Annotated in this window: 24 protein-coding genes; 7 read left to right on the top strand and 17 right to left on the bottom strand. The window is 63.7% G+C overall.

Annotated features, from left to right (window positions below):
* Positions 1 to 14: 14 nt before the first annotated feature.
* Genes sixA through QMX96_RS08695 form a run of 3 tightly spaced genes read right to left on the bottom strand, consistent with a single transcriptional unit; the run spans position 15 to position 1,856 of the window.
* Positions 15 to 470, bottom strand: coding sequence for a phosphohistidine phosphatase SixA (gene sixA / locus QMX96_RS08705; RefSeq protein ID WP_213607256.1), 456 nt, complete (start codon positions 468 to 470; stop codon positions 15 to 17).
* Positions 467 to 814 carry a DUF4389 domain-containing protein gene (locus QMX96_RS08700; RefSeq protein ID WP_043863115.1) on the bottom strand — a complete coding sequence of 116 codons (348 nt, stop codon included), beginning with the start codon at positions 812 to 814 and terminating at the stop codon, positions 467 to 469. The genes sixA and QMX96_RS08700 overlap by 4 nt, the downstream gene beginning before the upstream one ends.
* Before the next feature lie 16 nt (positions 815 to 830).
* Complete coding sequence (locus QMX96_RS08695; RefSeq protein ID WP_043863116.1) at positions 831 to 1,856, bottom strand: NAD(P)H-dependent glycerol-3-phosphate dehydrogenase; 1,026 nt, start codon at positions 1,854 to 1,856, stop codon at positions 831 to 833.
* 170 nt (positions 1,857 to 2,026) lie between these two features.
* Between QMX96_RS08695 and QMX96_RS08690 the strand changes: the two genes are divergently transcribed.
* The 5 genes from QMX96_RS08690 to fabB all read left to right on the top strand — a co-directional run bounded on the left by QMX96_RS08690 (position 2,027) and on the right by fabB (position 8,906).
* Positions 2,027 to 4,138, top strand: a complete 2,112-nt coding sequence (locus QMX96_RS08690; protein ID WP_282361633.1) for a TonB-dependent receptor — start codon at positions 2,027 to 2,029, stop codon at positions 4,136 to 4,138.
* Entirely contained in the window at positions 4,138 to 5,031 is an 894-nt protein-coding gene (locus tag QMX96_RS08685) for an ABC transporter substrate binding protein (RefSeq protein ID WP_043863118.1), read from the top strand. The genes QMX96_RS08690 and QMX96_RS08685 overlap by 1 nt, the downstream gene beginning before the upstream one ends.
* Complete coding sequence (locus tag QMX96_RS08680) at positions 5,028 to 6,953, top strand: ATP-binding protein (RefSeq protein WP_116053358.1); 1,926 nt, start codon at positions 5,028 to 5,030, stop codon at positions 6,951 to 6,953. Before QMX96_RS08685 ends, QMX96_RS08680 begins: the two co-directional genes overlap by 4 nt.
* A gap of 205 nt (positions 6,954 to 7,158) precedes the next feature.
* On the top strand, positions 7,159 to 7,674 hold the full coding sequence (gene fabA / locus QMX96_RS08675; protein WP_043863120.1) for a 3-hydroxyacyl-[acyl-carrier-protein] dehydratase FabA: 516 nt from the start codon (positions 7,159 to 7,161) through the stop codon (positions 7,672 to 7,674).
* Positions 7,675 to 7,685: 11 nt separating this feature from the next.
* Positions 7,686 to 8,906, top strand: a complete 1,221-nt coding sequence (fabB, locus tag QMX96_RS08670; RefSeq protein ID WP_054915677.1) for a beta-ketoacyl-ACP synthase I — start codon at positions 7,686 to 7,688, stop codon at positions 8,904 to 8,906.
* Between the two features lie 94 nt (positions 8,907 to 9,000).
* On the opposite strand, the gene QMX96_RS08665 is transcribed toward fabB, so the two are convergent.
* From QMX96_RS08665 to QMX96_RS08655, 3 genes are all read right to left on the bottom strand, one after another.
* Positions 9,001 to 10,626 (bottom strand): methyl-accepting chemotaxis protein, encoded by a 1,626-nt coding sequence (locus QMX96_RS08665; protein WP_282361631.1) that lies wholly within the window; start codon positions 10,624 to 10,626, stop codon positions 9,001 to 9,003.
* Positions 10,627 to 10,766: 140 nt separating this feature from the next.
* Positions 10,767 to 11,231, bottom strand: coding sequence for a DUF3859 domain-containing protein (locus QMX96_RS08660; protein WP_253087366.1), 465 nt, complete (start codon positions 11,229 to 11,231; stop codon positions 10,767 to 10,769).
* Positions 11,232 to 11,291: 60 nt separating this feature from the next.
* Positions 11,292 to 12,296 carry an amidohydrolase family protein gene (locus QMX96_RS08655; RefSeq protein ID WP_043863124.1) on the bottom strand — a complete coding sequence of 335 codons (1,005 nt, stop codon included), beginning with the start codon at positions 12,294 to 12,296 and terminating at the stop codon, positions 11,292 to 11,294.
* 113 nt (positions 12,297 to 12,409) lie between these two features.
* On the opposite strand from QMX96_RS08655, the gene QMX96_RS08650 reads away from it, so the two are divergent.
* The gene (locus QMX96_RS08650; protein ID WP_054915674.1) at positions 12,410 to 13,270 is read left to right on the top strand and encodes a pirin family protein; all 861 of its coding nucleotides are present in this window, start codon (positions 12,410 to 12,412) and stop codon (positions 13,268 to 13,270) included.
* 60 nt (positions 13,271 to 13,330) lie between these two features.
* On the opposite strand, the gene QMX96_RS08645 is transcribed toward QMX96_RS08650, so the two are convergent.
* The 4 genes from QMX96_RS08645 to QMX96_RS08630 form a co-directional block, all read right to left on the bottom strand.
* Entirely contained in the window at positions 13,331 to 14,056 is a 726-nt protein-coding gene (locus tag QMX96_RS08645; RefSeq protein WP_043863126.1) for a dienelactone hydrolase family protein, read from the bottom strand.
* Positions 14,057 to 14,112: 56 nt separating this feature from the next.
* Positions 14,113 to 16,017 (bottom strand): molecular chaperone HtpG, encoded by a 1,905-nt coding sequence (gene htpG / locus QMX96_RS08640; protein ID WP_043863127.1) that lies wholly within the window; start codon positions 16,015 to 16,017, stop codon positions 14,113 to 14,115.
* A gap of 109 nt (positions 16,018 to 16,126) precedes the next feature.
* Positions 16,127 to 16,588 carry a PaaI family thioesterase gene (locus QMX96_RS08635; protein WP_043863128.1) on the bottom strand — a complete coding sequence of 154 codons (462 nt, stop codon included), beginning with the start codon at positions 16,586 to 16,588 and terminating at the stop codon, positions 16,127 to 16,129.
* Entirely contained in the window at positions 16,585 to 17,043 is a 459-nt protein-coding gene (locus QMX96_RS08630) for a PaaI family thioesterase (RefSeq protein WP_078480455.1), read from the bottom strand. Before QMX96_RS08630 ends, QMX96_RS08635 begins: the two co-directional genes overlap by 4 nt.
* Before the next feature lie 177 nt (positions 17,044 to 17,220).
* Here QMX96_RS08630 and QMX96_RS08625 point away from each other — a divergent pair, with 177 nt between their 5' ends.
* Positions 17,221 to 17,502 carry a hypothetical protein gene (locus tag QMX96_RS08625; protein WP_043863130.1) on the top strand — a complete coding sequence of 94 codons (282 nt, stop codon included), beginning with the start codon at positions 17,221 to 17,223 and terminating at the stop codon, positions 17,500 to 17,502.
* Between the two features lie 49 nt (positions 17,503 to 17,551).
* Here QMX96_RS08625 and QMX96_RS08620 read toward each other — a convergent pair whose 3' ends face one another.
* The 7 genes from QMX96_RS08620 to odhB all read right to left on the bottom strand — a co-directional run bounded on the left by QMX96_RS08620 (position 17,552) and on the right by odhB (position 25,508).
* Positions 17,552 to 17,953 (bottom strand): MAPEG family protein, encoded by a 402-nt coding sequence (locus QMX96_RS08620; protein ID WP_054915670.1) that lies wholly within the window; start codon positions 17,951 to 17,953, stop codon positions 17,552 to 17,554.
* Positions 17,950 to 18,690: a DUF599 family protein gene (locus QMX96_RS08615; RefSeq protein ID WP_043863132.1), complete on the bottom strand. Its 741-nt coding sequence runs from the start codon at positions 18,688 to 18,690 to the stop codon at positions 17,950 to 17,952. The genes QMX96_RS08620 and QMX96_RS08615 overlap by 4 nt, the downstream gene beginning before the upstream one ends.
* Positions 18,691 to 18,868: 178 nt before the next feature.
* On the bottom strand, positions 18,869 to 20,182 hold the full coding sequence (gene brnQ / locus QMX96_RS08610; protein WP_043863133.1) for a branched-chain amino acid transport system II carrier protein: 1,314 nt from the start codon (positions 20,180 to 20,182) through the stop codon (positions 18,869 to 18,871).
* A 351-nt stretch (positions 20,183 to 20,533) separates the two neighbouring features.
* On the bottom strand, positions 20,534 to 21,418 hold the full coding sequence (sucD, locus tag QMX96_RS08605; RefSeq protein WP_038613108.1) for a succinate--CoA ligase subunit alpha: 885 nt from the start codon (positions 21,416 to 21,418) through the stop codon (positions 20,534 to 20,536).
* A complete protein-coding gene (gene sucC, locus QMX96_RS08600) occupies positions 21,418 to 22,584 on the bottom strand; it encodes an ADP-forming succinate--CoA ligase subunit beta (protein ID WP_043863134.1) in 1,167 nt (388 codons plus the stop codon). The genes sucD and sucC overlap by 1 nt, the downstream gene beginning before the upstream one ends.
* Before the next feature lie 175 nt (positions 22,585 to 22,759).
* Positions 22,760 to 24,196, bottom strand: a complete 1,437-nt coding sequence (lpdA, locus tag QMX96_RS08595; protein WP_043863135.1) for a dihydrolipoyl dehydrogenase — start codon at positions 24,194 to 24,196, stop codon at positions 22,760 to 22,762.
* A 94-nt stretch (positions 24,197 to 24,290) separates the two neighbouring features.
* Positions 24,291 to 25,508, bottom strand: a complete 1,218-nt coding sequence (gene odhB / locus QMX96_RS08590) for a 2-oxoglutarate dehydrogenase complex dihydrolipoyllysine-residue succinyltransferase (RefSeq protein ID WP_054915668.1) — start codon at positions 25,506 to 25,508, stop codon at positions 24,291 to 24,293.

The raw sequence follows: 25,508 nt of genomic DNA, 5'->3' as shown, positions 1-25,508 counted from the left end.
GTCGTGGTTGGCGATCAGGGGGGAGTGAGACTGCGCAGTGTCATCAGCCCGGCCAGGGGGTGGTCGCCGTCGAGTTCGGCCAGGCTGGCGGTGCCCATGGGTGCGGGGTCCTTGCGGTGGCCATGCTCGAGCAGGCACACCAGCGTGCCCACCAGCGGTTGATGGCTGACCAGCAGCACCTGCTCCACCCCCAGCCTGTCCAGCTCGGCGATGACCTGCTGCGGGTCGCTTTCGGGGGTGAGCCAGGGCACGGTCTGCACCGGCTTGTCCAAACCCAGCGCCTCGTGGACCAGCGCAGCGGTCTGCTGCGCGCGTACATAGGGGCTGGCCAGGATCACCTGCGGCGCGCAGCCGAGCAACTGGGCGGCACTGCGCAGCACCTGCTCGCGACCGTGGGCGGTCAGCCGGCGTTCGGCGTCGCTGTTGGCGCGGGGCTCGGCTTCACCGTGGCGCAGTACCCACAGCCTCACAGCTTGGGCTCTTCGTCACGCGCCGGGTGTGGCGCAGGCGGCACGCTGTGGGCGGCTTCGCCTTCCGGCGCGCGCGGGGTGGGCCAGTCGGCGAACGGCCAGGGCTTCTGGTCGGTGTGGAAACTGCCGAAGCGACCGATCTGGGCCAGAAACTGGCTCAGGCTGTCGCCGAAGTTCATCAGGCTGGCACTGGGTGCGCCGTAGATCAGCCGGTACACCAGTTGCACCACCACCAGGCCACCCAGCAGCAGCTCGGCCAGTTGCCATACCAGTAGGAACACCAGCATCCACAGCACACGCAAGATGATCGATTCGCGCTGCGCCTGTTTTGGGGACTCGTTCATGCCCTGCTCCTGTAATTCAGTTGAAACCGCTGGTGGAAATGAAGTCGACGTCGGTTTTCGGCTCGCCGCGCATCAGCAGCTCGATCACCTGGCTCAGGGTCCGGCCTTCGAACAGGATGGCATGCAGGCCGGCTACCAGCGGCATGTACACCTGCACTTGCTCGGCCTTGGCCTTGAGCACCTTGAGGGTGTTGACCCCTTCGGCCACCTCGCCCAGGCGGTTGACCGCCTCGTCCAGGCTCAGCCCCTGGCCCAGGGCATGGCCGACCTGGTAGTTGCGGCTCTTGGGCGAAGAGCAGGTGACGATCAGGTCGCCGACACCGGCCAGGCCCAGGAACGTCATCGGGTTGGCGCCCTGGCTGACGGCGAAGCGGGTCATCTCGGCCAGCGCGCGGGTGATCAGCATGCTCTTGGTGTTCTCGCCCATGCCCAGCGCCACCGCCATGCCGGCGATGATGGCATAGACGTTCTTCAGGGCGCCGCCCAGCTCGACGCCAAAGCGGTCGTTGCTGGCATAGACACGGAAGGTACGCCCGTGCAGCACGGCCTGGACCCGCTGGCACAGCTGCTCGTCCTCGCTGGCGACCACGGTGGCGGTCAGCGCGTGCTCGGCCACCTCGCGGGCCAGGTTGGGCCCGGAGAGCACGCCGATGCGCGCCTGTGGGGCGATCTCTTCGAGAATCTGGCTCATCAGCTTGAAGGTGTGCGCCTCGATGCCCTTGGTCAGGCTCACCAGCAGCTTGTTGCTCAGCAGCTCGGCATGGGGCGCCAGCACGCTGCGCAGGGCGCTGGACGGCAAGGCGACGAAGATCAGCTCGCAGGCCTGCAGGGTGGCCAGCAGGTCGTTGACCGGCTCGACGCCCGGGTGGATCTTCACGCCCTTGAGGTAGCGCGGGTTTTCGCGGTTGTTGCGCATGGCCTCGGCTTGCTCGGGGTCGCGCATCCACTGCCGTACCTCGACACCATTCTCGGCCAGCAGGTTCGCCACGGCGGTACCAAAGCTCCCGCCTCCAAGAACTGCAACAGGCTGCTGTTCAGTCATATCCAATCCGTTAAAACCAATAAAGTGGCGACCCCCGCATTATACGGAGCGTTAAGGCCACGGCCAGCGCCAGATGTGCGATTGGACCGCAGCAATGCGGGTTTGATCGCTGGAAAAAGCCGGCTACTCGGTTAACATGCCCGCTCGATACCCGCCATCAAGGCCGCGCCGTGCATCTTGGCCCTCCCCCCTCGCGCCCGCTGGTTCTGCTGACTGCCCTGCTGGGCGGTCCGGCGGTGGCGGACGACCTGTTCGTCGACAGCCAGGCGCTGCCGCAGATCCTGACCGCCACCCGCCTCAGGCAGTCGCCGGCGGCGGTGCCCGGCAGCATGAGCGTGCTCGACAGTGAGCTGATCCGCGCCAGCGGCGCGCGCAACGTACCCGAACTGCTGCGCCTGGTGCCCGGCATGATGGTCGGCTACGGCGCGGGCAACCAGCCGGCGGCCAACTACCACGGCAGCAGCGTCAACGATGCGCGGCGCATGCAGGTGCTGGTCGATGGCCGTTCGGTGTACCGCGCGGGGCTGGCGACGGTGGACTGGGGCGATATCCCGCTGGCACTGGAGGATATCGAGCGCATCGAGGTGTTCCGCGGGCCCAACACCGTCAGCTATGGCGCCAATGCACTGATGGCGGTGGTCAACATCCTCACCCGCAGCCCGGCCGACAGCCATGGCACGCGGCTCAAGGTGATCCGCGGCCAGCGCGGCATCGACGACTGGTACGCCAGCCAGGGCCTGGGCTGGGAAGGCGGCGACCTGCGCCTGTCGCTGTCGGGCCAGCAGGACGACGGCTTTGACCACAACGCGCAGGGCCAGCACTACCGCGATGGCCGCCGCCTGACCCGCCTGAGCCTGAGCGCCAGCCATGCGCTGAACGCCGAGCAGAGCCTGGACTGGCAGTTTTCCGCCAAGGAAGGCAGCGAGCAGCGCCCCTATGCCTACACCCCGGTGTTCCCCGGCGTTAGCGGCGCAGGGGCGAACGCCGACGTGAATGCCAAGGACTACGCCGCCTCGGTACGCTGGAACATCGACCTGGACCCGTGGCACAGTCTGTACCTGCAGGGTTCGGCGTTGCACTGGGATCGCCAGCAGGTGTGGCGCGCGTGCGATGCGGCCATCGCCTTCAGCCCGCAACTGGCGCAGCTGTGGCGGCTCAACCCGGGCTATACCGAACGCCTGGCCCGCAACATCGACGCGCCGATTCCTCCCGGCAGCGACCAGGAGCAGGCGCTGGCCCGCGAGGTCCGCCAGCAGTGGCACAACGGCGGTGCCAACCCGGTGTGCGGCGACATCGACCAGAGTACCCGCGAAAGCCGCCTGGACCTGGAGCTGCAGGACACCCTGAGCCTGAGCAACAGCCTGCGCCTGGTCAGCGGCGTCGCCTACCGCTACGACCGGGCCGACTCGCAGACCTACTACGATGGCAGCCTCGACGACACCACCTGGCGCCTGTTCGGCCAGCTCGAGTGGCGCGCCGACGAACACTGGATCGTGCAGGGCGGCGCGATGTTCGAGGACACCCGGCTGGCGGGCAGCTCGCTGGCCCCACGCCTGGCCGTGAACTACCTGATCACCCCGCGCCACGGCCTGCGTGCGGTGTACTCGGAAGCGGTACGCTCGCCGGACATGTTCGAGAACAACGTCAACTGGAGCTACCGCGTCGACAACCTGCGCCCGGCCGCTTTCGGCCAGCGCCACGCCGAGTACTTCGTCACCACCCGCGGCCCGGGCGACCTCGACCAGGAACGCATGCGCTCGCAGGAGCTGGGCTACAACGGCTTTTTCAGCGAAATCGGCCTGAGCCTGGACATCAAGCTGTTCCATGACCAGCTCACCGGAATGGTCAGCGAACCGCTGCGCAACAACCGGCCCATCGCCAGCAACGCCAACAAGGCGCGTTTCACCGGCAGCGAGGCGCAACTGGACTGGCAACTGCGCAGTGCCGACCGCCTGCGCCTGACCTACGCCTATGTGGATGCCTGGGCCAGCAACCCCGATGACCGCCACCTCAGCGCACGCAACAGCGGCTCGGCCGGCTGGCTGCGCGACTGGGGCCGAGGCTGGTCGAGCGCAGTGTTCTACTACGGCGACGACGCCCTCAACCAGTACCGCTTCGAGCGTGTCGACCTGCGCGTGGCCAGGCGCATCCCCATCCGCAACGCCAGCCTGGAGCTGGCCGGGATGCTTCAGCAACGCCTGGATGACGAGCCCACCAGCAACTGGCAGAACCGCTACGACAGCCGGCAGGTGCTGTACCTGAGCGCGGAGCTGGAATTCTGATGCGCCTGCTGCACGCTTGCCTGGTGCTGATGCTGGCGTGGCCGCTGAGCGCACTGGCGGCCGCAGACATTCTGGTTACCGCCGCCCAGGGCAATGCAGGCGTGCGCGACTTCGTCACCGCCCTGCGCGCGCAGCGCCCCACCGATCACGTGCGCTTCACCGCCGTGTCAGAACTGCCTGCTGGGCACAGGCTCAAGCCGGGCACGCGCCTGATTCTGCTCGACCTGGCCGCACTGGACTGGCGCCTGAAACAGGCCGAAGGCCCGCCGACGCTGGCCTTGCGGGTCAGCCGGGTACAGGCCAGCCGGCACCTGGGCGACCGACGCCCGTCCTACCTGAGCCTGCTGTGGAGCGACCCGCCGCCCGCGCGCCAGTTGCGCCTGGCCCACTACCTGCTGCCCCAGGCCAGGCGCATTGGTGTGCTATATACCGAGAACAGCCGGTTCCTGCTCGACGAGCTGCGCCAGGCGGCCAAGGCGCTGCGCCTTGAGATCATCGCCCAGGCCTGGCCCGACCCGCGTGACAATCGGCCGCTGCAGGCCGTGCTCAAAAACAGCGATGTGCTACTGGGCCTGGACGACCCACTGCTGTACAACGCCACCACGGCCAAGCACCTGCTGCTGAGCAGCTATGCACGCCAGGTCCCGCTGATCGGTCCGAATGCCGGGTTCGTGCGCGCCGGCGGGCTGGCCAGTACCCTGAGCGACCAGCATGACTGGCTGGCGGTGCTCGACCGCCTGCTCGACCAGCCGCCGGCGGCCTGGCCGCGGACGTTGTACCCCGAGCGATTTCGCGTGGCCGGCAACCAGCAGGTGGCCCGAGCCCTGGGCATCGAGGCGATAGACCCGGTGGCCGCACAGCAGGCCGTGGCCGCAGGAGAGAAGCACCGATGAAAAAACTGACCTGGGATATCAGTACCCGCACCCAGATCATCAGCCTGGGGCCGGCCCTGCTGCTGACGTTGCTGCTGATCAGCTTCTTCACCTTCGTACGCATCCAGGACTTGCGCCAGGAGCTCAACCATACCGGCCAGCTGATCGCCAACCAGCTGGCACCGGCCTCGGAGTACGGGGTCATTTCGGGCAATGACGAAGTGCTCGAGAGCCTGATGCGCGCCACCCTGACCATTCCGCACGTGCGCTTTCTCGAAGTGCAGGACAGCGAAAACCACATCCTGGTGTATGTCGAGCAGGCCGACGAGCACGAGAACCGCCCCCAGCAGGTCGAGGTGTTCCAGGCGCCTATCCGCCTGCAGCGGATCTTTCTGGACAGCGATTTCCTGCACAACGGCGGCTCGGCCTCGACCCGCAAGGACGATTACCTGGGCCGGGTGATCGTGGGCATGTCCGATGACGCCTTCAACCAGCGCCAGCAGGAAATCGTGATCAAGGCCGCGATCCTGGCCCTGTTCGCCCTGCTGTTCACCTTCATCCTCGCACGGCGCCTGGCGCGCAGCCTGTCGCGTCCGATCAGCGACATGGGGCACGCGGTCAAGGCCATCCAGAAAGGCGACTTCAATGCGCCGCTGCCGGTGGTCGACGACAGCGAGCTGGGCCACCTGGCCCGCCACATCAACAACCTGGCCAGCGGCCTGGCACAGGCCAGCCACGAGCAGCAACAGGCCATCGCCCAGCTGATCCAGGCCCGCGAGGAAGCGGAACAGGCGAACAAGGCCAAGTCGGACTTCCTGGCGATGATGAGCCACGAGCTGCGCACCCCCATGAACGGGGTGCTGGGCATGCTGCAACTGCTGCAGACCACCGCGCTGAGCGAAGAACAGAGCGAGTACGCGGCCGTGGCCAGCGAGTCCACCGGCCATCTGCTCAAGGTGATCAACGACATCCTCGACTTCTCGCGGATCGAGCGCACGACGCTGGAGCTGGAGCACATCGAGTTCAACCTGGCCGAGCTGCTGGGCAGTTGCACGCAGTCGTTCCAGCATGTCGCCCAGCAGCGCGGATTGCTGCTGCTGGCGCCACTGCCGCCGGGCATGGAACAGTTGCGCGTGGCCGGCGACCCGACCCGCATCCGCCAGGTGCTGGTGAACCTGATCGGCAATGCGCTGAAGTTCACCGAACACGGCAGCGTGCAGATCGAACCGCGCTGGCAGGTACTGGACCGACAACTGATCTGGTTCACCTGTGCGGTGCGCGATACCGGCATCGGTATCGACAGCGAGCGCCTGGAAACCATGTTCGTGGCCTTCCAGCAGGCCGACAGTTCTATTTCACGACGTTACGGCGGTACCGGCCTGGGGCTGTCTATCGCCCGCACCCTGACCGAGCGCATGGGCGGCACGCTGCGTGCCGAAAGCCGTGAAGGCAGGGGCTCGACCTTTACCCTGGAAATGCCGCTGGCGCTATGCATGCAGCAGAACCCCACGCTGCCTGCGCCCAGGGCCGACAACAGTGACCCTGGCCAGGGCCGGCGCATCCTGCTGGTGGAGGACAACCCGGTGAACCAGGCCGTGACCCAGGCCATGCTGCGCAGCCTGGGGTTCGAGGTGTGCGTGGCCGCCGATGGCGCCCAGGCGGTGGCGCTGGCCAGCCGCCAGCGCTTTGCCGCCACGCTGATGGATTGCCGCCTGCCGGTCATCGACGGCTACGAGGCCACCCGGCGCATCCGCCAGATCCCCCATGCCGCAGCCATGCCGATCATCGCCCTGACTGCCAACGCGCTGCAGGGCGATCGCGAACGCTGCCTGGCCGCCGGCATGAACGACTACCTGACCAAGCCGTTCAAACGCATTGATCTGCAGCAGATTCTGCAACGCTGGCTGCCCGCACAGGCATCTGTGACTGGCGATAAATGCTAAAGTGCGGCAGTCTTACAGACTGAACCGGGCCCTTGCCGGGCTTGTCATAAAAATTTCAGTGCACAAGTGTACATCTTCGTCCCCTGTGCTGTGACTTTCACTACAACGCAATAGTCTATGTGTAGGCTGCCGCCCCAAGCCTGAGGCTTTTGGGTCGGTCGGGAAGATCTACCCCGTGCCGCACGGTGACTATTGAGGAGCTCGCATGACCAAACAAAACGCCTTTACCCGGGAAGACCTGCTGCGCTGCAGTCGCGGTGAGCTGTTCGGCCCAGGTAACGCGCAACTGCCCGCCCCTAACATGCTGATGGTGGATCGCATCACGCACATCAGCCAAGAGGGTGGCAAGTACGGCAAAGGTGAGTTGGTCGCCGAGCTGGATATCAGTCCAGACCTGTGGTTCTTCGCCTGCCATTTCGAAGGCGACCCGGTGATGCCAGGCTGCCTGGGCCTGGATGCCATGTGGCAGCTGGTCGGATTCTTCCTGGGCTGGCAAGGCCTGCCAGGCCGTGGCCGGGCCCTGGGTTCGGGCGAAGTGAAGTTCTTCGGTCAGGTACTGCCGACCGCCAAGAAAGTCACCTATAACATCCACATCAAGCGCGTCCTGAAAGGCAAGCTGAACATGGCCATCGCCGATGGCTCGGTCAGCGTCGACGGCCGCGAGATCTACACCGCCGAAGGCCTTCGGGTCGGTGTATTTACCTCCACTGAAAATTTCTAAGGGTTATTCGCATGCGCCGCGTCGTAATCACAGGTCTGGGCATCGTATCGTGCCTGGGCAATGACAAAGAGACCGTCTCCGAAAACCTGCGTAAAAGCCGTCCGGGCATCCGTTTCAACCCGGAATACAAGGAAATGGGGCTGCGCAGCCAGGTTTCCGGTTCCATCGACCTCAACCTCGAAGAGCTGATCGACCGCAAGGTCTATCGCTTCGTCGGTCACGCTGCCGCCTACGCCTACCTGGCGATGCAGGACGCGATCAAGGACTCGGGCCTGAGCGAAGAGCAGGTGTCCAACCCGCGCACCGGTCTGATCGCCGGTTCCGGCGGCGCCTCGACCCTGAACCAGATGGAAGCGCTGGACATCCTGCGTGAAAAAGGCGTCAAGCGCGTCGGCCCATACCGCGTTACCCGCACCATGAGCAGCACCGTGTCGGCGTGCCTGGCCACCCCGTTCAAGATCAAGGGCCTGAACTACTCCATCGCCTCGGCGTGCGCCACCAGCGCGCACTGCATCGGTACCGCGATGGAACAGATCCAGATGGGCAAGCAGGACGTGGTGTTCGCCGGTGGCGGTGAAGAAGAGCACTGGAGCCAGTCGTTCCTGTTCGACGCCATGGGCGCACTGTCCAGCAAGCGCAACGACACCCCGGAAAAAGCCTCGCGCGCCTACGATGCCGACCGTGACGGTTTCGTCATCGCCGGCGGTGGCGGCATGGTAGTGGTCGAGGAGCTGGAGCACGCTCTGGCCCGTGGCGCGAAGATCTACGCCGAAATCGTTGGCTACGGCGCGACCTCCGACGGTTACGACATGGTTGCCCCAAGTGGCGAAGGCGCGATCCGCTGCATGCAGCAGGCGCTGTCCACCGTCGACACCCCGATCGACTACCTGAACACCCACGGCACCTCGACCCCGGTCGGTGACGTTGCCGAAATGAAGGGTGTGCGTGAAGTGTTCGGCGACAAGGCCCCGGCCATCAGCTCCACCAAGAGCCTGTCGGGCCACTCCCTGGGCGCTGCCGGCGTTCACGAGGCGATCTACTGCATGCTGATGATGGAAGGCAACTTCATTGCCGGCTCCGCCAACATCGACGAGCTGGACCCGGAAGTGGCCGACCTGCCAGTTCTGCGCGAAACCCGCGAAAATGCCAAGATCGACACCGTGATGAGCAACAGCTTCGGTTTCGGCGGCACCAATGCCACCCTGGTGCTCAAGCGCTGGGCTGGCAAGTAAGCAAGGGCTCGCCCCTGCTGTAGAAACGCCCCGACTGGTTCGGGGCGTTTTTGTTTGCGGCTTTCGGAGCAATTCGCCGGCAAGGCCAAAGGCGTTACACCGAAAACCTGCCCACCAGCGTATTGAGCTCGATGGCCAGCTGCGACAACGCCTGGCTCGCCGCGCTGGTCTGGTTGGCCCCCGCCGAGCTCTGCAGCGCCAGGTCGCGGATGTTGGTCAGGTTGCGGTCCACCTCCCGCGCCACCTGTGCCTGCTGCTCGGACGCACTGGCGATCACCAGGTTGCGCTCGTTGATCAGGCTGATGGCCGTGGCAATCTCTTCCAGCGCCGTACCCGCCGCATGCGCGCCATCCAGGGTGCCCTGGGCACGCTGGTTGGTCTGCTGCATGCCCTCCACCGCCCGGTCGGTACCCTCCTGGATGCCACCGATCATCTGTTCGATTTCCCGTGTCGACTGCTGGGTACGATGGGCCAGTGCCCGTACCTCGTCGGCCACCACTGCAAAACCGCGCCCGGCGTCCCCCGCCCGCGCCGCCTCGATGGCCGCGTTCAGGGCCAGCAGGTTGGTCTGCTCGGCGATCGAACCGATCACATCCAGCACCTTGGTGATGCCGTGCACCTGCTCGGCCAACTGCCCGACTTCCGCGGCATTGGCGGTAAAGCCATCGGCCAGCGCCTCGATCGACGCTACCGTGAGGCGCACCTGCTCGCGCCCCTGACGGGCAATGCGATCGGACTCGGTCGAGGCCTGGGAGGTGGCCACCGCATTGCTCGCCACCTCTTCCACCGCGGCGGTCATCTGGTTCACGGCGGTGGCGGCCTGCTCGATTTCCTGGGTCTGCTGGTGCAGGCCGCGGGTAGCGTCCTCGGTCACTGCGCTGAGCTCTTCGGACGCCGAGGCCAGTTGGTTGGACGAATCGGAAATACGCCCGATGGTATCGCGCAGGCTCTGCTGCATCTGCTTGAGGGCCGCCTGCAAGCGCGCCGGCTCGTCACTGCCCTCCACGTTGATCTGCGGGGTCAGGTCGCCGGTGGCGACCACCTCGGCCACCTGCAGCGATTGCGCCAGCGGGCGCACGATACTGCGGGTCAGGGTCAGCGCCAGCACCACGGTGAGCACCAGTGCGGCCACCAGCAGGCCGACCACCCACACGCGGGCACGCTCATACACCGTGCCGGCAAGCTCGGTGGCCATGTTGGCGTGATGGTTGTTGAGGGCGATCAGCTCGTTGAGGGTGGTGGTGAGCTGATCGGCCAGCTGGTTCATCTCACCGTTGACCAGCGCCACCGCCTCCGTTGTCTGGCCCTGCAGGGCCATCTGCACTACCCGTGCCTGATAGCTCAGGTACTGCTGCTCGAGCTTGAGGTAGCGGTCGAACAGCGCCTGCTCCTCGGGCAATGCAATCAGGGCCTGGTAGCGTTGCTGTTCCTTGCCCAGCTCGCCCTTGATCTGCTCGATGCGTGAATGGGTCTGCTGCTGCGCGGCGTTGTCGCTGTTGAGCAGCAGGCGCAGGGTCAGTGCCCGTATCCGGAACATGTCCTGGCTGATCTGCCCCACCGAGATCACACTGGGTAGCCAGTTGCTGTCGACCTGTTCGGACTGCTGGCGCATGCTGCTCATCTGCAGGAGCGAGAAGGCCCCCAATGCAAACACCAGCAACGCTACCAGACCAAACCCCAGACCTGCCCGCGGCGCAATGTTCAAACGTCTCAAGCTCATCTTCCGGTTCCCTCCAAAAGCGCTGCATCGGTCATGCAGCTGACGTGCTTATTAGAAGGTATCGGCCCTTGAGATTTTTGCGTAAGACGAAAAAGTGATATCAAAACGCCTTGTCATTGCGAGCGCAGGCGGCGCATGCCTCATTGCACGATGAAGCGCTGCTCGGCCAGCAGGCGGTCCCCCTGGAACACCATGAAGTGCCACTGGCCCGGTACCACTTCGTGGTGCTCGGTAAATTCATAGGCCATGACATCCTGCGCGGCCCCCGGCACCAGTTTCTGCACCACCTCGAACTTGTCATGGCGCTGGCCGTCGGGGGTGATCACCCCGGGGGTCAGGTACAGCAGCGTCAGGGGCGTGTCTTCGGCCACCTTGCCTTCAAGGCGATAGCGCAGGCCGAACTTGCTGCCAAGACGGGCCGGCACCCGGTCGGTGTGCTCCAGGGTCTGGTTGGTCTGGGTCAATACCCGTTCACCGGGCTGGAAGTCCTGGTGGCGGGTCTGGAACACGCCGTACTCCACCGGCCCCTGCACGCGCACCTCTGCACCGGCCACCGCACTCACCAGCATCAGCGCGGCCAGGGCGCCCAAACGACTCTTCGACATACTGCTCTCCATCAGGTTGATGGCGGCAGGCTATGGGGCTTGCATGACAGGCTGATGACATCAGCGTGACCTGGGCAGTACCGCGAGAAAGTTGTCCTTGGCCACCTTGTGCGCCACGGCCTCGGGCAAGGCATCCAGGAACCGGTCGAACCCGTGCAGTTGCTCGCCCAGGCTGGCGAAGCGGCCGACCACATCGGAACCGAGCATGAAACGCTCGGGGAAGCGCTCCACCAGCGCAACCCATTCGGGCCGTGGCACGCCCTTGTCGTCCAGCAGGTAGGGTTGGAGCACGCTCCACGACAGGTCGATGTACAGGTTCGAATAACGCTCGAGCATGCGCGTCAGGGTCGGCAGCAGAAAGTCCAGCTGGGTCTGGTGGCGGTGAATCTCCATGCTGGTGCCGGCGTGGGCCCAGATGAAACGGGTATCGGGGTGCTCGCGCAGGGGCTGCTCGATCTCTTCCAAGTACAGTGGGTTGCGTTCGCGCTTGGAGGTGATGTTGGAGTGGATCAGCACCGGCATGTCGTGCCTGGCCGCCAGCTGATAGATGAGGCCCAGCGCTTCGTTGTTGGCCCGTGGCGTGTCGCCGCTGGTCAACGCCGTCAGGTCGTCGTGGCGGGTGAAGACTTCGCCGATGCCCTGCCACAAGCCGGGAAACAGCTCGAGCATGCGCTCGATATGGGTGGCCGCGTTCTTGTCCACCGGGTTGAAGCCGGTCAGAAACGGGTGAAAGCGCTGGCGCTGCTGCTCGGGCAACTGTTGCAGCGCCGCTGCCACATAGATGTCGGTGGCGCTGTACCAGTAGGCTGCGGCATCATCGCCGGCGTAGTAGCGCGGGCGCTTGGGCTCGTCTTCATGCCATTTCTTGGCCACCGCCACACCCGAGATCATCGACTGATCGATACGCGCCGCATCCATGGCCTTGAGCAACTCGTCCATGCCGGCGCTTTCCTGGAAGAAATCGACATAATGCAGGTGCGCGTCGCTGTAGCGGTACTCCCGCGCCTGGGCCATGCCCGACAGCGTCACCGACAGCAACAGGCACCCCAGCGTCCTGGCCCACATCGCAATCCCCTTGTGCAATTGACCCAGGGTAGACCTGCCGCCGGGCACAACGGTTCAGCCCGGGCACCGGGCAGGTTATGCTTCCAATTATTTCCATCGCCCTGGTGCCCCTGATGAACCCTCCCCTGGTAATCCGCCCGCGCGCCGAATCCGTCGAAGGCCAACCCATCCTGCGCCCGCTGCCTTCGGCACGGCGGCGTAGCGTCGGGCCGTTCGTGTTCTTCGATCACATGCTGGCGACCGACTACCCGCCCGGGCGTGGCATGGACATTCGCCAGCACCCGCACATCGGCCTGTCCACCCTCACCTACCTGTTCGAAGGCCAGTTGCAGCACAAGGACAGCCTGGGCTCGGATCAGCGCGTGAGTGCCGGCGAGGTGAGCTGGATGACCGCCGGCAGCGCCGTGGCGCATATCGAGCGCACCCCGCCGGAGCTGCTGGGTCAGCCCAAGCGCCTGCACGGGCTGCAGGTGTGGCTGGCCTCGCCGAAGGATCACGAACAGGGGCCGGGGCACTACAGCCATCACCCGGCGGCCAGCTTGCCGAGCAGCGATGCGCTGGGGGTGAGTATCCGCATGATCGCGGGCACGGGGTTTTGCCTGACCTCGCCAGTGCCGGTGTTGTCAGCGACCCTATATGCCGAGGTGCGCATGCAGGCGGCGAGCACGCTGCTGATTCCCGCCGAACACGCTGAACGGGCAGTTTATGTACTCGACGGTGAGGCGAGCCTTGACGATCAGCCACTGGAGCCATGCAGCCTGGTGGTGCTGCCCGAAGGCGAAGCGATGAGCCTGTACGCCGACAGCGAATGCCACCTGGTGATCATTGGCGGCGACGCACTGGACGGGCCGCGGCGGATGAACTGGAACTTCGTCGCCAGTGACCCGGCGCTGATCGAGCAGGCACGGGCACGCTGGGCGGCCGGGGATTGGCCGGTGGTACCGGGCGAGATCGGGCGAATCGAGTTGCCTTGAGATTCGCCGGCAAGGCCGGCTCCTACAGAGGCAGGAGCGGGCTTGCCAGCGAAGAGGCCATCAGGCCTGGAACACTTCCCGCAGCAGGGTGTGCATCGCCTGGAACGCGCGCTTGGACGTCCTGGCGTCGTACTTCATCTTGCCTGGCACGTTCGCTGCGGGGTCGGTGAACGAATGCACCGCGCCTCCGTAGCTCACCAGCTGCCAGTCAGCCTTGGCCGCATCCATCTCGGCCTCGAAGGCAGGCAGTTGCTCGCGCGGCACGAGCGGGTCGGCTGCACCGTGCAACACCAGCAACGCTGCCGACACCTTGCCCTCCTGGGCCGGCAGCGGCGTGTCCAGCGTACCATGGAACGACACCGCAGCGCGCAGACGCTGGTCTTCACGGGCCAGCTCCAGTGCGCAGCAACCGCCGAAGCAGAAGCCGAAGGTGGCCAGCTTGCCCGGCGCAAGCACTGCCTTCGATTGCCCCAGCAACTGATCCAGCGCCGCCTTCATGCGTTTGCGCAGCTCGACCCGATCATTTTTCAGCGGCATCATCGCCGCCCCCGCTTCATCCATGTTGGATGGGCGCAGCGTCTGCCCATACAGGTCAGCCAGCAGCACCACATAGCCCTGGGCCGCCACCTCCCTGGCAATGCGCTCGGCGCCCTCGCCGATGCCCATCCAGTTCGGCGCCATCACCAGGCCCGGCTGTTCCTTGGCGCCGTGGGTATACACCAGGCGGCTTTCGTACACCTTGCCGTCAAGCTTGTACACCAGCGACTCGATCGTCACGTTGCTCATGAACCCCTCCTTGCACAATGAAAAAAGCCCGCCGAAGCGGGCTTTCCTGCAACTGCTTACGCCGACAGTTCGACCAGCAGCTTGTTCAGTCGACGCACATACGCCGCCGGATCCTTGAGGCTGTCGCCCGCCGCCAGGGCGGCCTGATCGAAGAGGATATGCGAGAAGTCGGCGAAACGGTCTTCGCTCTGCTCGTTGTCCAGCTTCTCGATCAGCGGGTGACCCGGGTTGAATTCGAAGATCGGCTTGGAGTCCGGCACCTTCTGCCCGCTGGCTTCGAGGATCTGGCGCATCTGCAGGCCCATGTCCTGTTCACCGATGGCCAGGATCGCCGGCGAATCGGTCAGGCGGTGCGACACGCGCACTTCACTGACGGTATCGCCCAGCGCAGCTTTCAGACGCTCGACCAGGCCTTCCTTGTCCTTGGCCACTTCTTCCTGAGCCTTCTTGTCCTCCTCGGAGTCCAGCTTGCCCAGGTCCAGGTCGCCACGGGCCACGTCGACGAAGCCCTTGCCGTCGAACTCGCTCAGGTAGCTCATCAGCCACTCGTCGATGCGGTCGGTCAGCAGCAGCACTTCGATGCCTTTCTTGCGGAAGACTTCCAGGTGCGGGCTGTTGCGTACCTGCGCGTAGGACTCGCCGGTGAGGAAATAGATCTTGTCCTGACCTTCCTTGGCACGTGCCAGGTAGTCGGCCAGGGACACGCTCTGCTCGCCGCTGTCGTCATGGGTGGAGGCAAAGCGCAGCAGCCCGGCGATCTTCTCCTTGTTGGCGAAGTCTTCCGCCGGGCCTTCCTTGAGCACCTGGCCAAAGTTCTTCCAGAAGCCCTTGTACTGCTCGGGCTCGTTCTTGGCCAGCTTCTCGAGCATGTCCAGCACGCGCTTGGTCAGCGCCGACTTCATCGAATCGATGATCGGGTCTTTCTGCAGAATCTCGCGCGACACGTTCAGCGACAGGTCGTTGGAGTCGACCACACCCTTGATGAAGCGCAGGTACAAGGGCAGGAACGATTCGGCCTGGTCCATCACGAACACGCGCTGCACGTACAGCTTCAGGCCGCGTGGCGCTTCACGCTGGTACAGGTCGAACGGCGCACGGGCCGGCACGTACAGCAGCGAGGTGTACTCCAGCTTGCCTTCGACCTTGTTGTGGCTCCAGGCCAGCGGGTTTTCGAAATCGTGGCCGATGTGCTTGTAGAACTCCTGGTATTCCTCGTCCTTGATCTCGGTACGCGGACGGGTCCACAGCGCGCTGGCACGGTTGACGGTTTCCCACTCCACGGCCGGCTGCTCTTCGCCTTCGGCGGCAGCCGCTTCCTTGGGCAGTTCGATCGGCAGGGCGATATGGTCGGAGTACTTCTTGATGATGTTGCGCAGGCGCCAGCCATCGGCGAATTCGTCTTCACCTTTTTTCAGGTGCAGCACGATGCGCGTACCGCGCTCGGCCTTGTCCACGGTGGCGACTTCGAACTCGCCCTCGCCCTTGGACGACCAGTGCACGCCCTCGCTCGCCGGAGTACCGGCGCGGCGGCTGTAGACATCGACCTGGTCGGCGACGATGAACGCCGAGTAGAAGCCCACACCGAACTGGCCGATCAGGTGCGAGTCTTTCTTCTGGTCACCGGTGAGGTTCTTCATGAAGTCGGCAGTGCCGGACTTGGCGATGGTGCCCAGGTGGGTGATCACGTCATCGCGGTTCATGCCGATGCCGTTGTCTTCCAGGGTGACGGTATTGGCCGCCTTGTCGAAGCTCACGCGAATCTTCAGGTCGCTGCCGCCCTCGAGCAGCTCGGGCTTGGCCAGGGCTTCGAAGCGCAGTTTGTCGACGGCGTCGGAGGCGTTGGAAATCAATTCGCGAAGGAAGATTTCCTTGTTCGAGTACAGCGAATGGATCATGAGGTGCAGCAGCTGCTTCACCTCGGTCTGGAAGCCCAGGGTTTCTTTTTGAGTTTCCACACTCATGGTCTTCAACACTCCGATCTGATGGCAGTAGTCACTCGGGCCGACGGCCCCCGCGGGGCAGCGTCCGGCCTTTCGTGGCGGGATGAACAGCAGATGGGGGCTGGCATATCTATTTCAAGGGCACGGGCAGTTCTTTGATCTTGAAATGCGCACGGGCCGTGGCGATGGGCTGGTCCGGGTCGCCCTGCCAGGCGGTGATCGCGACGTTGGTCACCCGCCGCCCCTGACGCCACAGCTGGCACCGCGCATAGGTATCGCGGTACAGGCCGGCGCGCAGGTAATCGATGGAAAAGTCGATGATCCTGGGAATGCTCGCGCTTTCGCTGAAAATCAGCAGGTACAGCGCCGCCGACAGTTCCATGAACCCGGCGATCACCCCCCCATGGATCGCCGGCAGCAACGGGTTGCCGATATTGTCGGCACTGGCCGGCAGGCAGAACAGCAGGTCGTCGCCGTCACGGCTGCACTGGATGCCGATCAGGCTGGCGTAGGGGATCAGTTGCAGCAATGGCGCGTAGTTGCCCTGGGCATGCGCCTGGCGCAGCTGTGCATGCACGTCCGCGGGAATCATTGCGCCACCGCCTTGAGCTGCCGGCCGAAGCCCAGGCCGCCCTTGATGTCCTTGCCCAGGCGCATGTAGGTGCCCACCACCTGGGCAATCGGCTCGCCGGGGTCGTCCTGGTAGGCGCAGCCGCGGATGAAGATCACATCGCGGGTGACCCGGTAGCACTGCGCCTGGCCATACACCGCCTTGTCGGCCTGCCCCGGGTGCATGTAGTCGATGCGCAGGTCCAGGGTCGGGCACACCTCGAACTCGGCCAGGGCGCACAGGGTGGCCATGCCCAGCGCAGTGTCCATCAGCGTGGTGATTGCACCGCCATGGATCGCGCCGCTCTGCGGGTTGCCCACGATCTGCGGCGAGTACGGCAGGCACAGCGTGATGCCATCGGCATCGGCGCGCTCTACGCGCATCTTCAACAACTGGCAATGGCGCAGCGCCGAAAGAAAACGTTCGGCCTGGGCCATCAACGGTGACGGTTCATTCACGGTCAGCTCCTTGTGCAATAACTCAGGTGCTGCATAAGCCTGAGGGAAAGTCTATATGGATCCGGCACTTATATATGTGCAAACGACGCGGAACTTATGTCGCTTACTTGAACTCAGATAATTCAAGCAACTCTATTCCACAAGGAGAAACACCCCATGCGTAAACCCATTGCCTTTGCCGTTATGCTGGCCGCCGCCCTGGGCCTCGCTGCTTGCGATAAAGCCAGCGAAAACAAAGCCCAGGACGCTCAAGAACATGCCGAGCAAGCCCAGAAGAAAATGGACGACGCTCAGGATAAGATGAACGACGCCGCCAAAGAAAACGCCGAAGCCGCCAAAGACAGTGCTGAAGCCGAACAAAAGCGTGCAGAAGAAAACAACCAGGCCGCTCCTGTGACGCCAGCACCAGAAGCCGCCCCGGCAGAACCTGCCAAGTAAGCAACTGCGCTTTAATGAAAAAACCCGACTCAGGTCGGGTTTTTTCATGTCAGGCCAGAAGTTGGCGAAAGGTCGGGCTGAGCATCAGCAACAATGAACAGATCAGCCCGATCGACCAGACCAGGCTGCGCTGCCACGCAAAGTCATACCAATACAGCGGCAGGTAGATGATCCGTGCGATCACGAAGATGATCGCCAGGGTATCGATCAGAAAACCCTGGGTCTGGGTGGTGTGCGCCATCAATACACCTACGGCGAACAACATGAATGCTTCGAAACTGTTCTGGTGCGCCGCCACCGCCCGGGCGCCCATGCCGGTCAGTTGCGCCTGCTGGCTGCGCGGCAGGTGGTTGTCGTAGCTGCCCTGTTGCTTCATCGCACGCGCCACCGGCACCCGCGCCACATAGATCAGCAGTGCGCTGATCAACACACACCAGAACGGAATACTCATGCGACCGGTTCCTTGTTCGGCTCAGGCAATGGCGCCTCTGTAGGGGTATAGACCATCACGTCGAGCACGTCGGAATGAAACTCGCGGCGGTACAGCACCAGTACTACCCCGGTGCTCATCAGCATCAGCAGCCAGGGGCTGATGAACCAGCTGAGCAAGGCCATGCCGAAATAGTACGAGCGCAGCCCGAAGTTGAACTGGTTGGCCGCCAGCGAGATCACCCGCGCCCCGCGCAGAGCGAAGGCCTTGCGCTCCTGCTCGCTGACCTGACGCTCGCCGATCATCGGTGCCGAGCCCACCAGCACGGCGGCGAAGTTGTACTGGCGCATGCACCAGCTGAAGGTGAAGAAGGCGTACACGAAAACCATCGCCAGGCATAACAGTTTGATTTCGGACATGCCCTGGGATGTCTGCTGTACCAGCGGCAGGTCGGCCAGCAGCGACCAGGCGCGGTCCGAGGCGCCCAGCACGGTGAGGATACCGGCCAGGATGATCAGGGTGCTGGAGGCGAAGAACGATGCGTTGCGCTCCAGGTTGCCGATCACGCTGGCGTCGGCGATGCGGTTGTCGCGCAGCAGCATGCGGCGCATCCAGTCCTCGCGGTACAGGTGCATGACGCTGGCCAGGCAGGCGGTATCACGGGCCTTCCAGCTGGCGTAGCGGGTGTAGCCGCCCCAGCAGGCAACGAACCAGCAGGCGGCAAACAGGTTGATCAGGTTGTTCTGGATGAAGCTCATGGCGCTCCCGAAGAAATGGCACAGGATGGTGCATTGTCCGCCTTTCGACGCTGCCAGCGGCAAAAAGACACGTGGCCCCGAGACGAAAAAGCCCCGCATCCGAATGGATGCGGGGCTCTTCAGAGGCTGGCCCGGCAGGCGATCATGGCTTGTGGCCCTCGCCTGCCGCGGCCGGCACTCAAGCGACCGCTTCGCGCGGCTTGCCGAGCATGCGGTCAAGCACCACGGCAACAGCCAGCATCGCCACCGAAGGCACCAGCCAGGCCAGGCCCTGCTCGCTCAGCGGCAGGTGCGCCAGCGACTCCGGCAGCCAGCCAGCGAGGTTGGCGCCCTTGAGCGCGTCGATCACGCCGAACAGCAGCGACACCGCCATGACCGGGGCCATGATGCGGGTCTGGGAGTTCCACAGGTTGCCGCAGAAACTCAGCGCCACCAGCACGATGCAGGGCGGGTAGATTGCCGTCAGCACCGGGATCGAGAACGCGATCAGCTTGGTCAGGCCCAGGTTCGACACCACCAGCGAGAAGCCGGCCAGCAGCACCACCAGCATACGGTACGACAACGGCAGTACCTGGCTGAAGTACTCGGCGCAGGCGCAGGTCAGGCCCACGGCGGTGACCAGGCAGGCCAGCGCGATCAGTACAGCCAGGAAGCCACTGCCCAGCGAACCGAAAGTGTGCTGTACATAGGCATGCAGCACCGCCGCGCCATTGCTCGCACCGGCGGCGATCTCGTGGCTGCCCGCACCCAGGCGGAACAGGCTGATGTACACCAGCGCCAGGCCGACACCGGCAATCAGGCCGGCGATGATGGCATAGCGGGTGATCAGTTGCGGCGAGTCGACGCCACGCGAGCGGATCGCGTTGACGATGACGATACCGAACACCAGCGCGCCCAGGGTATCCATGGTCAGGTAGCCATTGATGAAGCCCTGGGAGAACGGCGCGGCGACATATTCAGGTTGCGCCACCCCCATGGTGCCGGCCGGCAGCATGAACGCGGCGATGCCCAGCGCGGCCAGCGCGATGATCTTCAGCGGGGCCAGGAAGCGCCCGACGGTATCGAGCAGCTTGCCCGGGTACATGGACACGGCCAGCACCACGGCAAAGTACACCAGGCTATAGATGAACAACGCGGTCGGGCTCTCGCCGGTCAGCGGTGCAACACCTACCTCGAAGGACACGGTCGCGGTACGCGGGGTGGCGAACAGCGGGCCTACGGCCAGGTACGCGGCAGCCGCCAGCAGGCCACCGGCCACCTTGCCGATCGGGCTGCTCAGCGCGTCCATGCCGCCACCGACCTTGGCCAGTGCCACCACGGTGATCACGGGCAGGCCCACGGCAGTGACCAGAAAGCCCAGGGCGGCCAACCAGACGTAGGGGCCCGATTGCAGGCCGACGATAGGCGGGAAAATGATGTTGCCTGCGCCCACGAATAACGCGAACGTCATAAAACCAAGCGCCAGGATGTCCTGGCCTTTCAAGACTTTCATTAAGGAAATACCACACTTCTGAAATCGGGATTTAGAGAGGGACTTCCCCTTGGGTGAGGGAAATGCTGCCTGCCCGGATGGAGCAGACCCGTTTAGCGTGTAGCTCCCTTTTGGGGTGCTGGCACAAAATGAGGGCACAGGTTAACGAATCTGGCCGCAAAACGCACTGCCAGAGGGGTGCTTGTCCGATGAGCGAATATGCATGTCGCGTGGATGACCGACTTTTATGCAAGACCGCGCTGTCTGCTTCGCCGGCAAGGCCGGCCCCTACAGGGGGCAGCGTTGTACACCAGAAAGCACAAAGGCCACCCGAGGGTGGCCTTTGCCGAAGCGTGGAAGGTCAGCCGCAGCTTACTTCTTCACTTCCCAACCGGTCAGCTCGGCCAGGGCCTTGCCGATGTCGGCCAGCGAACGCACGGTTTTTACACCGGCGTCCTGCAGGGCTGCGAACTTCTCGTCTGCAGTACCCTTGCCGCCCGAAATGATGGCGCCAGCATGGCCCATGCGCTTGCCCGCTGGGGCAGTCACACCGGCGATGTAGGAAACCACTGGCTTGGTGACGTTTGCCTTGATGTAGGCAGCCGCTTCTTCTTCAGCCGAACCGCCGATCTCGCCGATCATCACGATCGCCTCGGTCTTCGGGTCTTCCTGGAACAGCTTCAGGATGTCGATGAAGTTCGAACCCGGGATCGGGTCGCCACCGATACCGACGCAGGTGGACTGACCGAAACCGGCGTCAGTGGTCTGCTTCACGGCTTCATAGGTCAGGGTGCCGGAACGCGACACGATACCGACCTTGCCTGGCAAGTGGATGTGACCTGGCATGATGCCGATCTTGCACTCGCCCGGGGTGATGACGCCTGGGCAGTTAGGGCCGATCAGGGTAACACCCAGCTCGTCGCACTTGACCTTGGCATCGAGCATGTCCAGGGTAGGAATGCCTTCGGTGATGCACACGATCAGCTTGATGCCGCCGAACGCTGCTTCCAGGATCGAGTCCTTGCAGAAAGGAGCCGGTACGTAGATGACCGACGCGTCGGCGCCGGTAGCAGCTACTGCTTCTTTCACGGTGTTGAACACCGGCAGGCCCAGGTGAGTGGTGCCGCCTTTGCCTGGGGTCACGCCGCCAACCATCTTGGTGCCGTAGGCGATGGCTTGCTCGGAGTGGAAGGTACCCTGCGAGCCGGTGAAGCCCTGGCAGATGACTTTGGTGTCTTTATTGATCAGGACGCTCATTACTTGCCCTCCGCAGCTTTGACAACTTGTTGAGCAGCGTCGGTCAGGCTGGTTGCCGCAATGATGTTCAAACCGCTTTCTGCCAGTACTTTGGCGCCCAGTTCAGCGTTGTTGCCTTCCAGACGAACAACAACCGGCACTTTAACGCCAACTTCTTTCACTGCACCGATGATGCCTTCGGCAATCATGTCGCAACGAACGATGCCGCCGAAGATGTTGACCAGTACGGCCGCGACATTGCTGTCGGACAGGATGATCTTGAACGCTTCGGTCACGCGCTCTTTGGTAGCGCCACCACCTACGTCGAGGAAGTTGGCTGGCTTGCCGCCGTGCAGGTTGACGATGTCCATGGTACCCATGGCCAGGCCGGCACCGTTGACCATGCAGCCGATGTTGCCTTCCAGGGCCACGTAGTTCAGCTCGAAGCTGGCAGCGTGGGCTTCACGAGGATCGTCCTGCGACGGGTCGTGGAAGGTTTTCAGCTTGGGCTGACGGTACATGGCGTTGGCGTCGATGTTGATCTTGGCATCGAGGCAGTGCAGATCGCCGTCGGCCTTGATCACCAGCGGGTTCACTTCCAGCAGTGCCAGGTCGTGCTCTTTGAACAGCTTGGCCAGACCGACGAAGATCTTGGCGAACTGAGCAACCTGCTTGCCTTCCAGACCCAGCTGGAATGCCAGCTCGCGACCCTGGAATGGCTGAGCGCCAACCAGTGGATCGATAGTGGCCTTGATGATTTTTTCCGGAGTGTCGTGAGCGACTTTCTCGATGTCCACGCCACCTTCGGTGGAGGCCATGAACACGATACGACGGCTCGAACGGTCAACGACAGCGCCCAGGTACAGCTCTTTAGCGATATCAGTGCACGATTCAACCAGGATCTTGGTGACTGGCTGACCATTGGCATCGGTCTGGTAGGTAACCAGACGCTTGCCCAACCACTGGGCAGCGAACGCCTTGGCGTCTTCTTTGCTGCGAACCAGCTTTACGCCGCCCGCTTTACCGCGACCACCGGCGTGAACCTGGGCTTTTACAACCCACTCGGTGCCACCGATCTTGTCGCAGGCTTCTGCTGCAGCTTCAGGGGTGTCGACTGCGAAACCCTTGGAAACTGGCAGGCCGTATTCAGCGAACAGCTGCTTACCCTGATACTCGTGAAGATTCATGCTTTTTACCGTCTTCGTTAGGTACTGCGCTTCGGCGCTGCGCTCCTGTGGAGTGCCGCGCCACCTGTGACCGCTTGCCCCCGGTATGCTCCGGGAGTTCGAGTCCGGCGGACTTTCCGCGGTGAGCCATGCACGCAAGACTCACGACGGGCCGTCCGCCGTGGTTTCTTATTGTTTAACGCTTCTTGCGGTTGGCTACGTGGATGGCACCGCCATTCACGGCCAGAGCGGCTTCGTGCAGCGCTTCAGACAAGGTCGGATGGGAGAAGACCATCATGCCCAGGTCTTCGGCGCTGGAGCCGAATTCCATTGCGATTGCACCCTGCTGCACCAGTTCGGCAGCGCTTGGGCCAATGACGTGTACACCCAGAACGCGGTCGGTCTTGGCATCGGCGATGACCTTGACGAAACCACCGGTGTCGTTGGCCGCCATCGCACGGCCGCTGGCCGCGAACGGGAAGGTGCCCACGTTAACCTCAACGCCTTCAGCCTTCAAGGCTTGCTCGGTTTTACCGACCCAGGCCATTTCCGGGTGGGTGTAGATAACCGATGGGATCAGGTCGTAGTTCATCTGGGCCTTGTGGCCCTTGATGCGCTCGACGACCATGATGCCCTCTTCCGAGGCCTTGTGCGCCAGCATCATGCCACGTACCACGTCACCGATGGCGTAGACGCCCGGTACGCTGGTAGCGCAGTAGTCGTCAACGAACACGAAACCGCGCTCGTCGATGGTCACGCCGCTGTCGGCAGCCAGCAGGTCGGTGGTCACAGGGCGACGGCCGACTGCAACGATCAGCCTGTCGAAGGTGATCTTCTGCTCGCCGTTGGCGTCGGTGTAGGTCACTTCGACTTCGTCGCCGTTGACCTTCGAGCCGGTCACGCGAGCGCCCAGCTTGATGTCCAGACCTTGCTTGGTCAGGGTCTTCAGGCCTTCCTTGGCAACAGCGGTGTCGGCTGCCATCAGGAAGGTGTCCAGGGCTTCGAGCACGGTCACCTGGGCACCCAGGCGCGACCATACCGAACCCAGCTCCAGGCCGATGACGCCGGCGCCGATCACGCCCAGGCGTTTTGGCACGGTCTGGAATTCCAGGGCGCCGGTGGAGTCGACGATGACTTTCTGGTCGACCGGAGCCGGCGGAATGTCGATCGGACGCGAACCGGAGGCCAGGATCACGTTTTCGGCTTCGATGATTTCGGTGCTGCCGTCAGGCTTAGTGACTTCGACTTTCTTGCCGGCCAGCAGTTTGCCGTGGCCCTGGATCGAAGTGACGCCGTTGGCCTTGAACAGGGTGGCAACGCCGCCGGTCAGGTTCTTGACGATGCCAGCCTTGCGGCCAACCATCGCAGCCACGTCCATCTTCACTTCGCCAGTGGAGATGCCGTGCACGTTGAAGCTCTCTTTGGCTTCCTTGTACTTCCAGGAGCTGTCCAGCAGCGCCTTGGACGGAATGCAACCCACGTTCAGGCAGGTACCGCCGAGGGCCAGTTTGCCTTCGCCGTCAACGTACTTCTCGATACAGGCAGTGCTCAGGCCGAGCTGGGCAGCCTTGATCGCGGCTACATAGCCGCCAGGACCTGCACCAATCACTACCACGTCGAATTTCTGGGTCATAAAAGATTCCTTTTAGCGTCAAGCGGCAAGCTGCAGGCGGCAAGGCGAACACGCTTCTGCTCGAAGCTTGTCGCTTGCAGCCTGCAGCTGTTTATCAGATGTCCAGCAGCAGACGAGCCGGGTCTTCCAGCAGGTTCTTGATGGTCACCAGGAACGTCACGGCTTCTTTGCCATCGATCAGGCGGTGATCGTAGGACAGTGCCAGGTACATCATCGGACGGATCACGACCTGGCCGTTGACGGCCATCGGACGCTGGATGATGTTGTGCATGCCCAGGATTGCAGCCTGCGGCGGGTTGACGATCGGGGTCGACATCATCGAACCGAAGGTACCACCGTTGGTGATGGTGAAGGTACCGCCGGTCATCTCGTCGATCGACAGTTTGCCGTCACGGGCCTTCTTGCCGAAGGTGGCGATGCCGCCTTCGATTTCGGCCAGGCTCATCTGCTCGGCGTTACGCAGTACCGGTACCACCAGGCCGCGGTCGCTGGACACGGCAACACCGATGTCGGCGTAGCCGTGGTAGACGATGTCGCTGCCGTCGATCGAGGCGTTGACAGCCGGGAAGCGTTTCAGCGCTTCGGTGGCAGCCTTGACGAAGAACGACATGAAGCCCAGGCGCACGCCGTTGTGGGACTTCTCGAACAGGTCCTTGTACTTCGAACGCAGTGCCATGACTTCGGTCATGTCGACTTCGTTGAAGGTGGTCAGCATCGCCATGTTCGACTGTGCTTCGACCAGACGCTTGGCCACGGTGGCACGCACGCGGGTCATCGGCACACGCTTCTCGGTACGGTCGCCAGTGGCGACAACCGGGGCAGCGGCAGCAGCGGCCGGCTTGGCAGCAGCGGCAGCCGGAGCGGCCTTCTTGTTGGCGACGGCAGCGACGACGTCTTCCTTGGTGATGCGACCGCCTTTACCGGTGCCAGCGACGCTGGCCAGGTCGATGGCGTTTTCTTCGGCCAGCTTGCGTGCGGCAGGCGCAGCAATCGGGTCGTCTTCGCCAGCGTCGGCCGGAGCGGCAGCCTGGGCAGGTGCGGCGGCAGCGGCGGCCGGAGCAGCAGCTGGTGCAGCGCCTTCATTGATCGAACCCAGCACTTCGTCGGACAGCACGGTCTCGCCTTCGCCCTTGACGATGTCGCCCAGCACGCCATCGGCGGTGGCCAGCACTTCCAGGACGACCTTGTCGGTCTCGATGTCGACGATCAGCTCGTCACGCTTGACGGCTTCGCCCGGTTTCTTGTGCCAGGTGGCAACGGTGCCATCGGCAACCGATTCCGGGAAAGTAGGGGCTTTGATCTCGATAGCCAT

Source organism: Pseudomonas sp. PS01300 (genome assembly GCF_029960155.1).
In the GTDB taxonomy this organism is placed as follows: domain Bacteria; phylum Pseudomonadota; class Gammaproteobacteria; order Pseudomonadales; family Pseudomonadaceae; genus Aquipseudomonas; species Aquipseudomonas palmensis.
The sequence above is the reverse complement of the archived record's forward strand: the minus strand, read 5'-3'. Positions and strand labels throughout refer to the sequence as shown.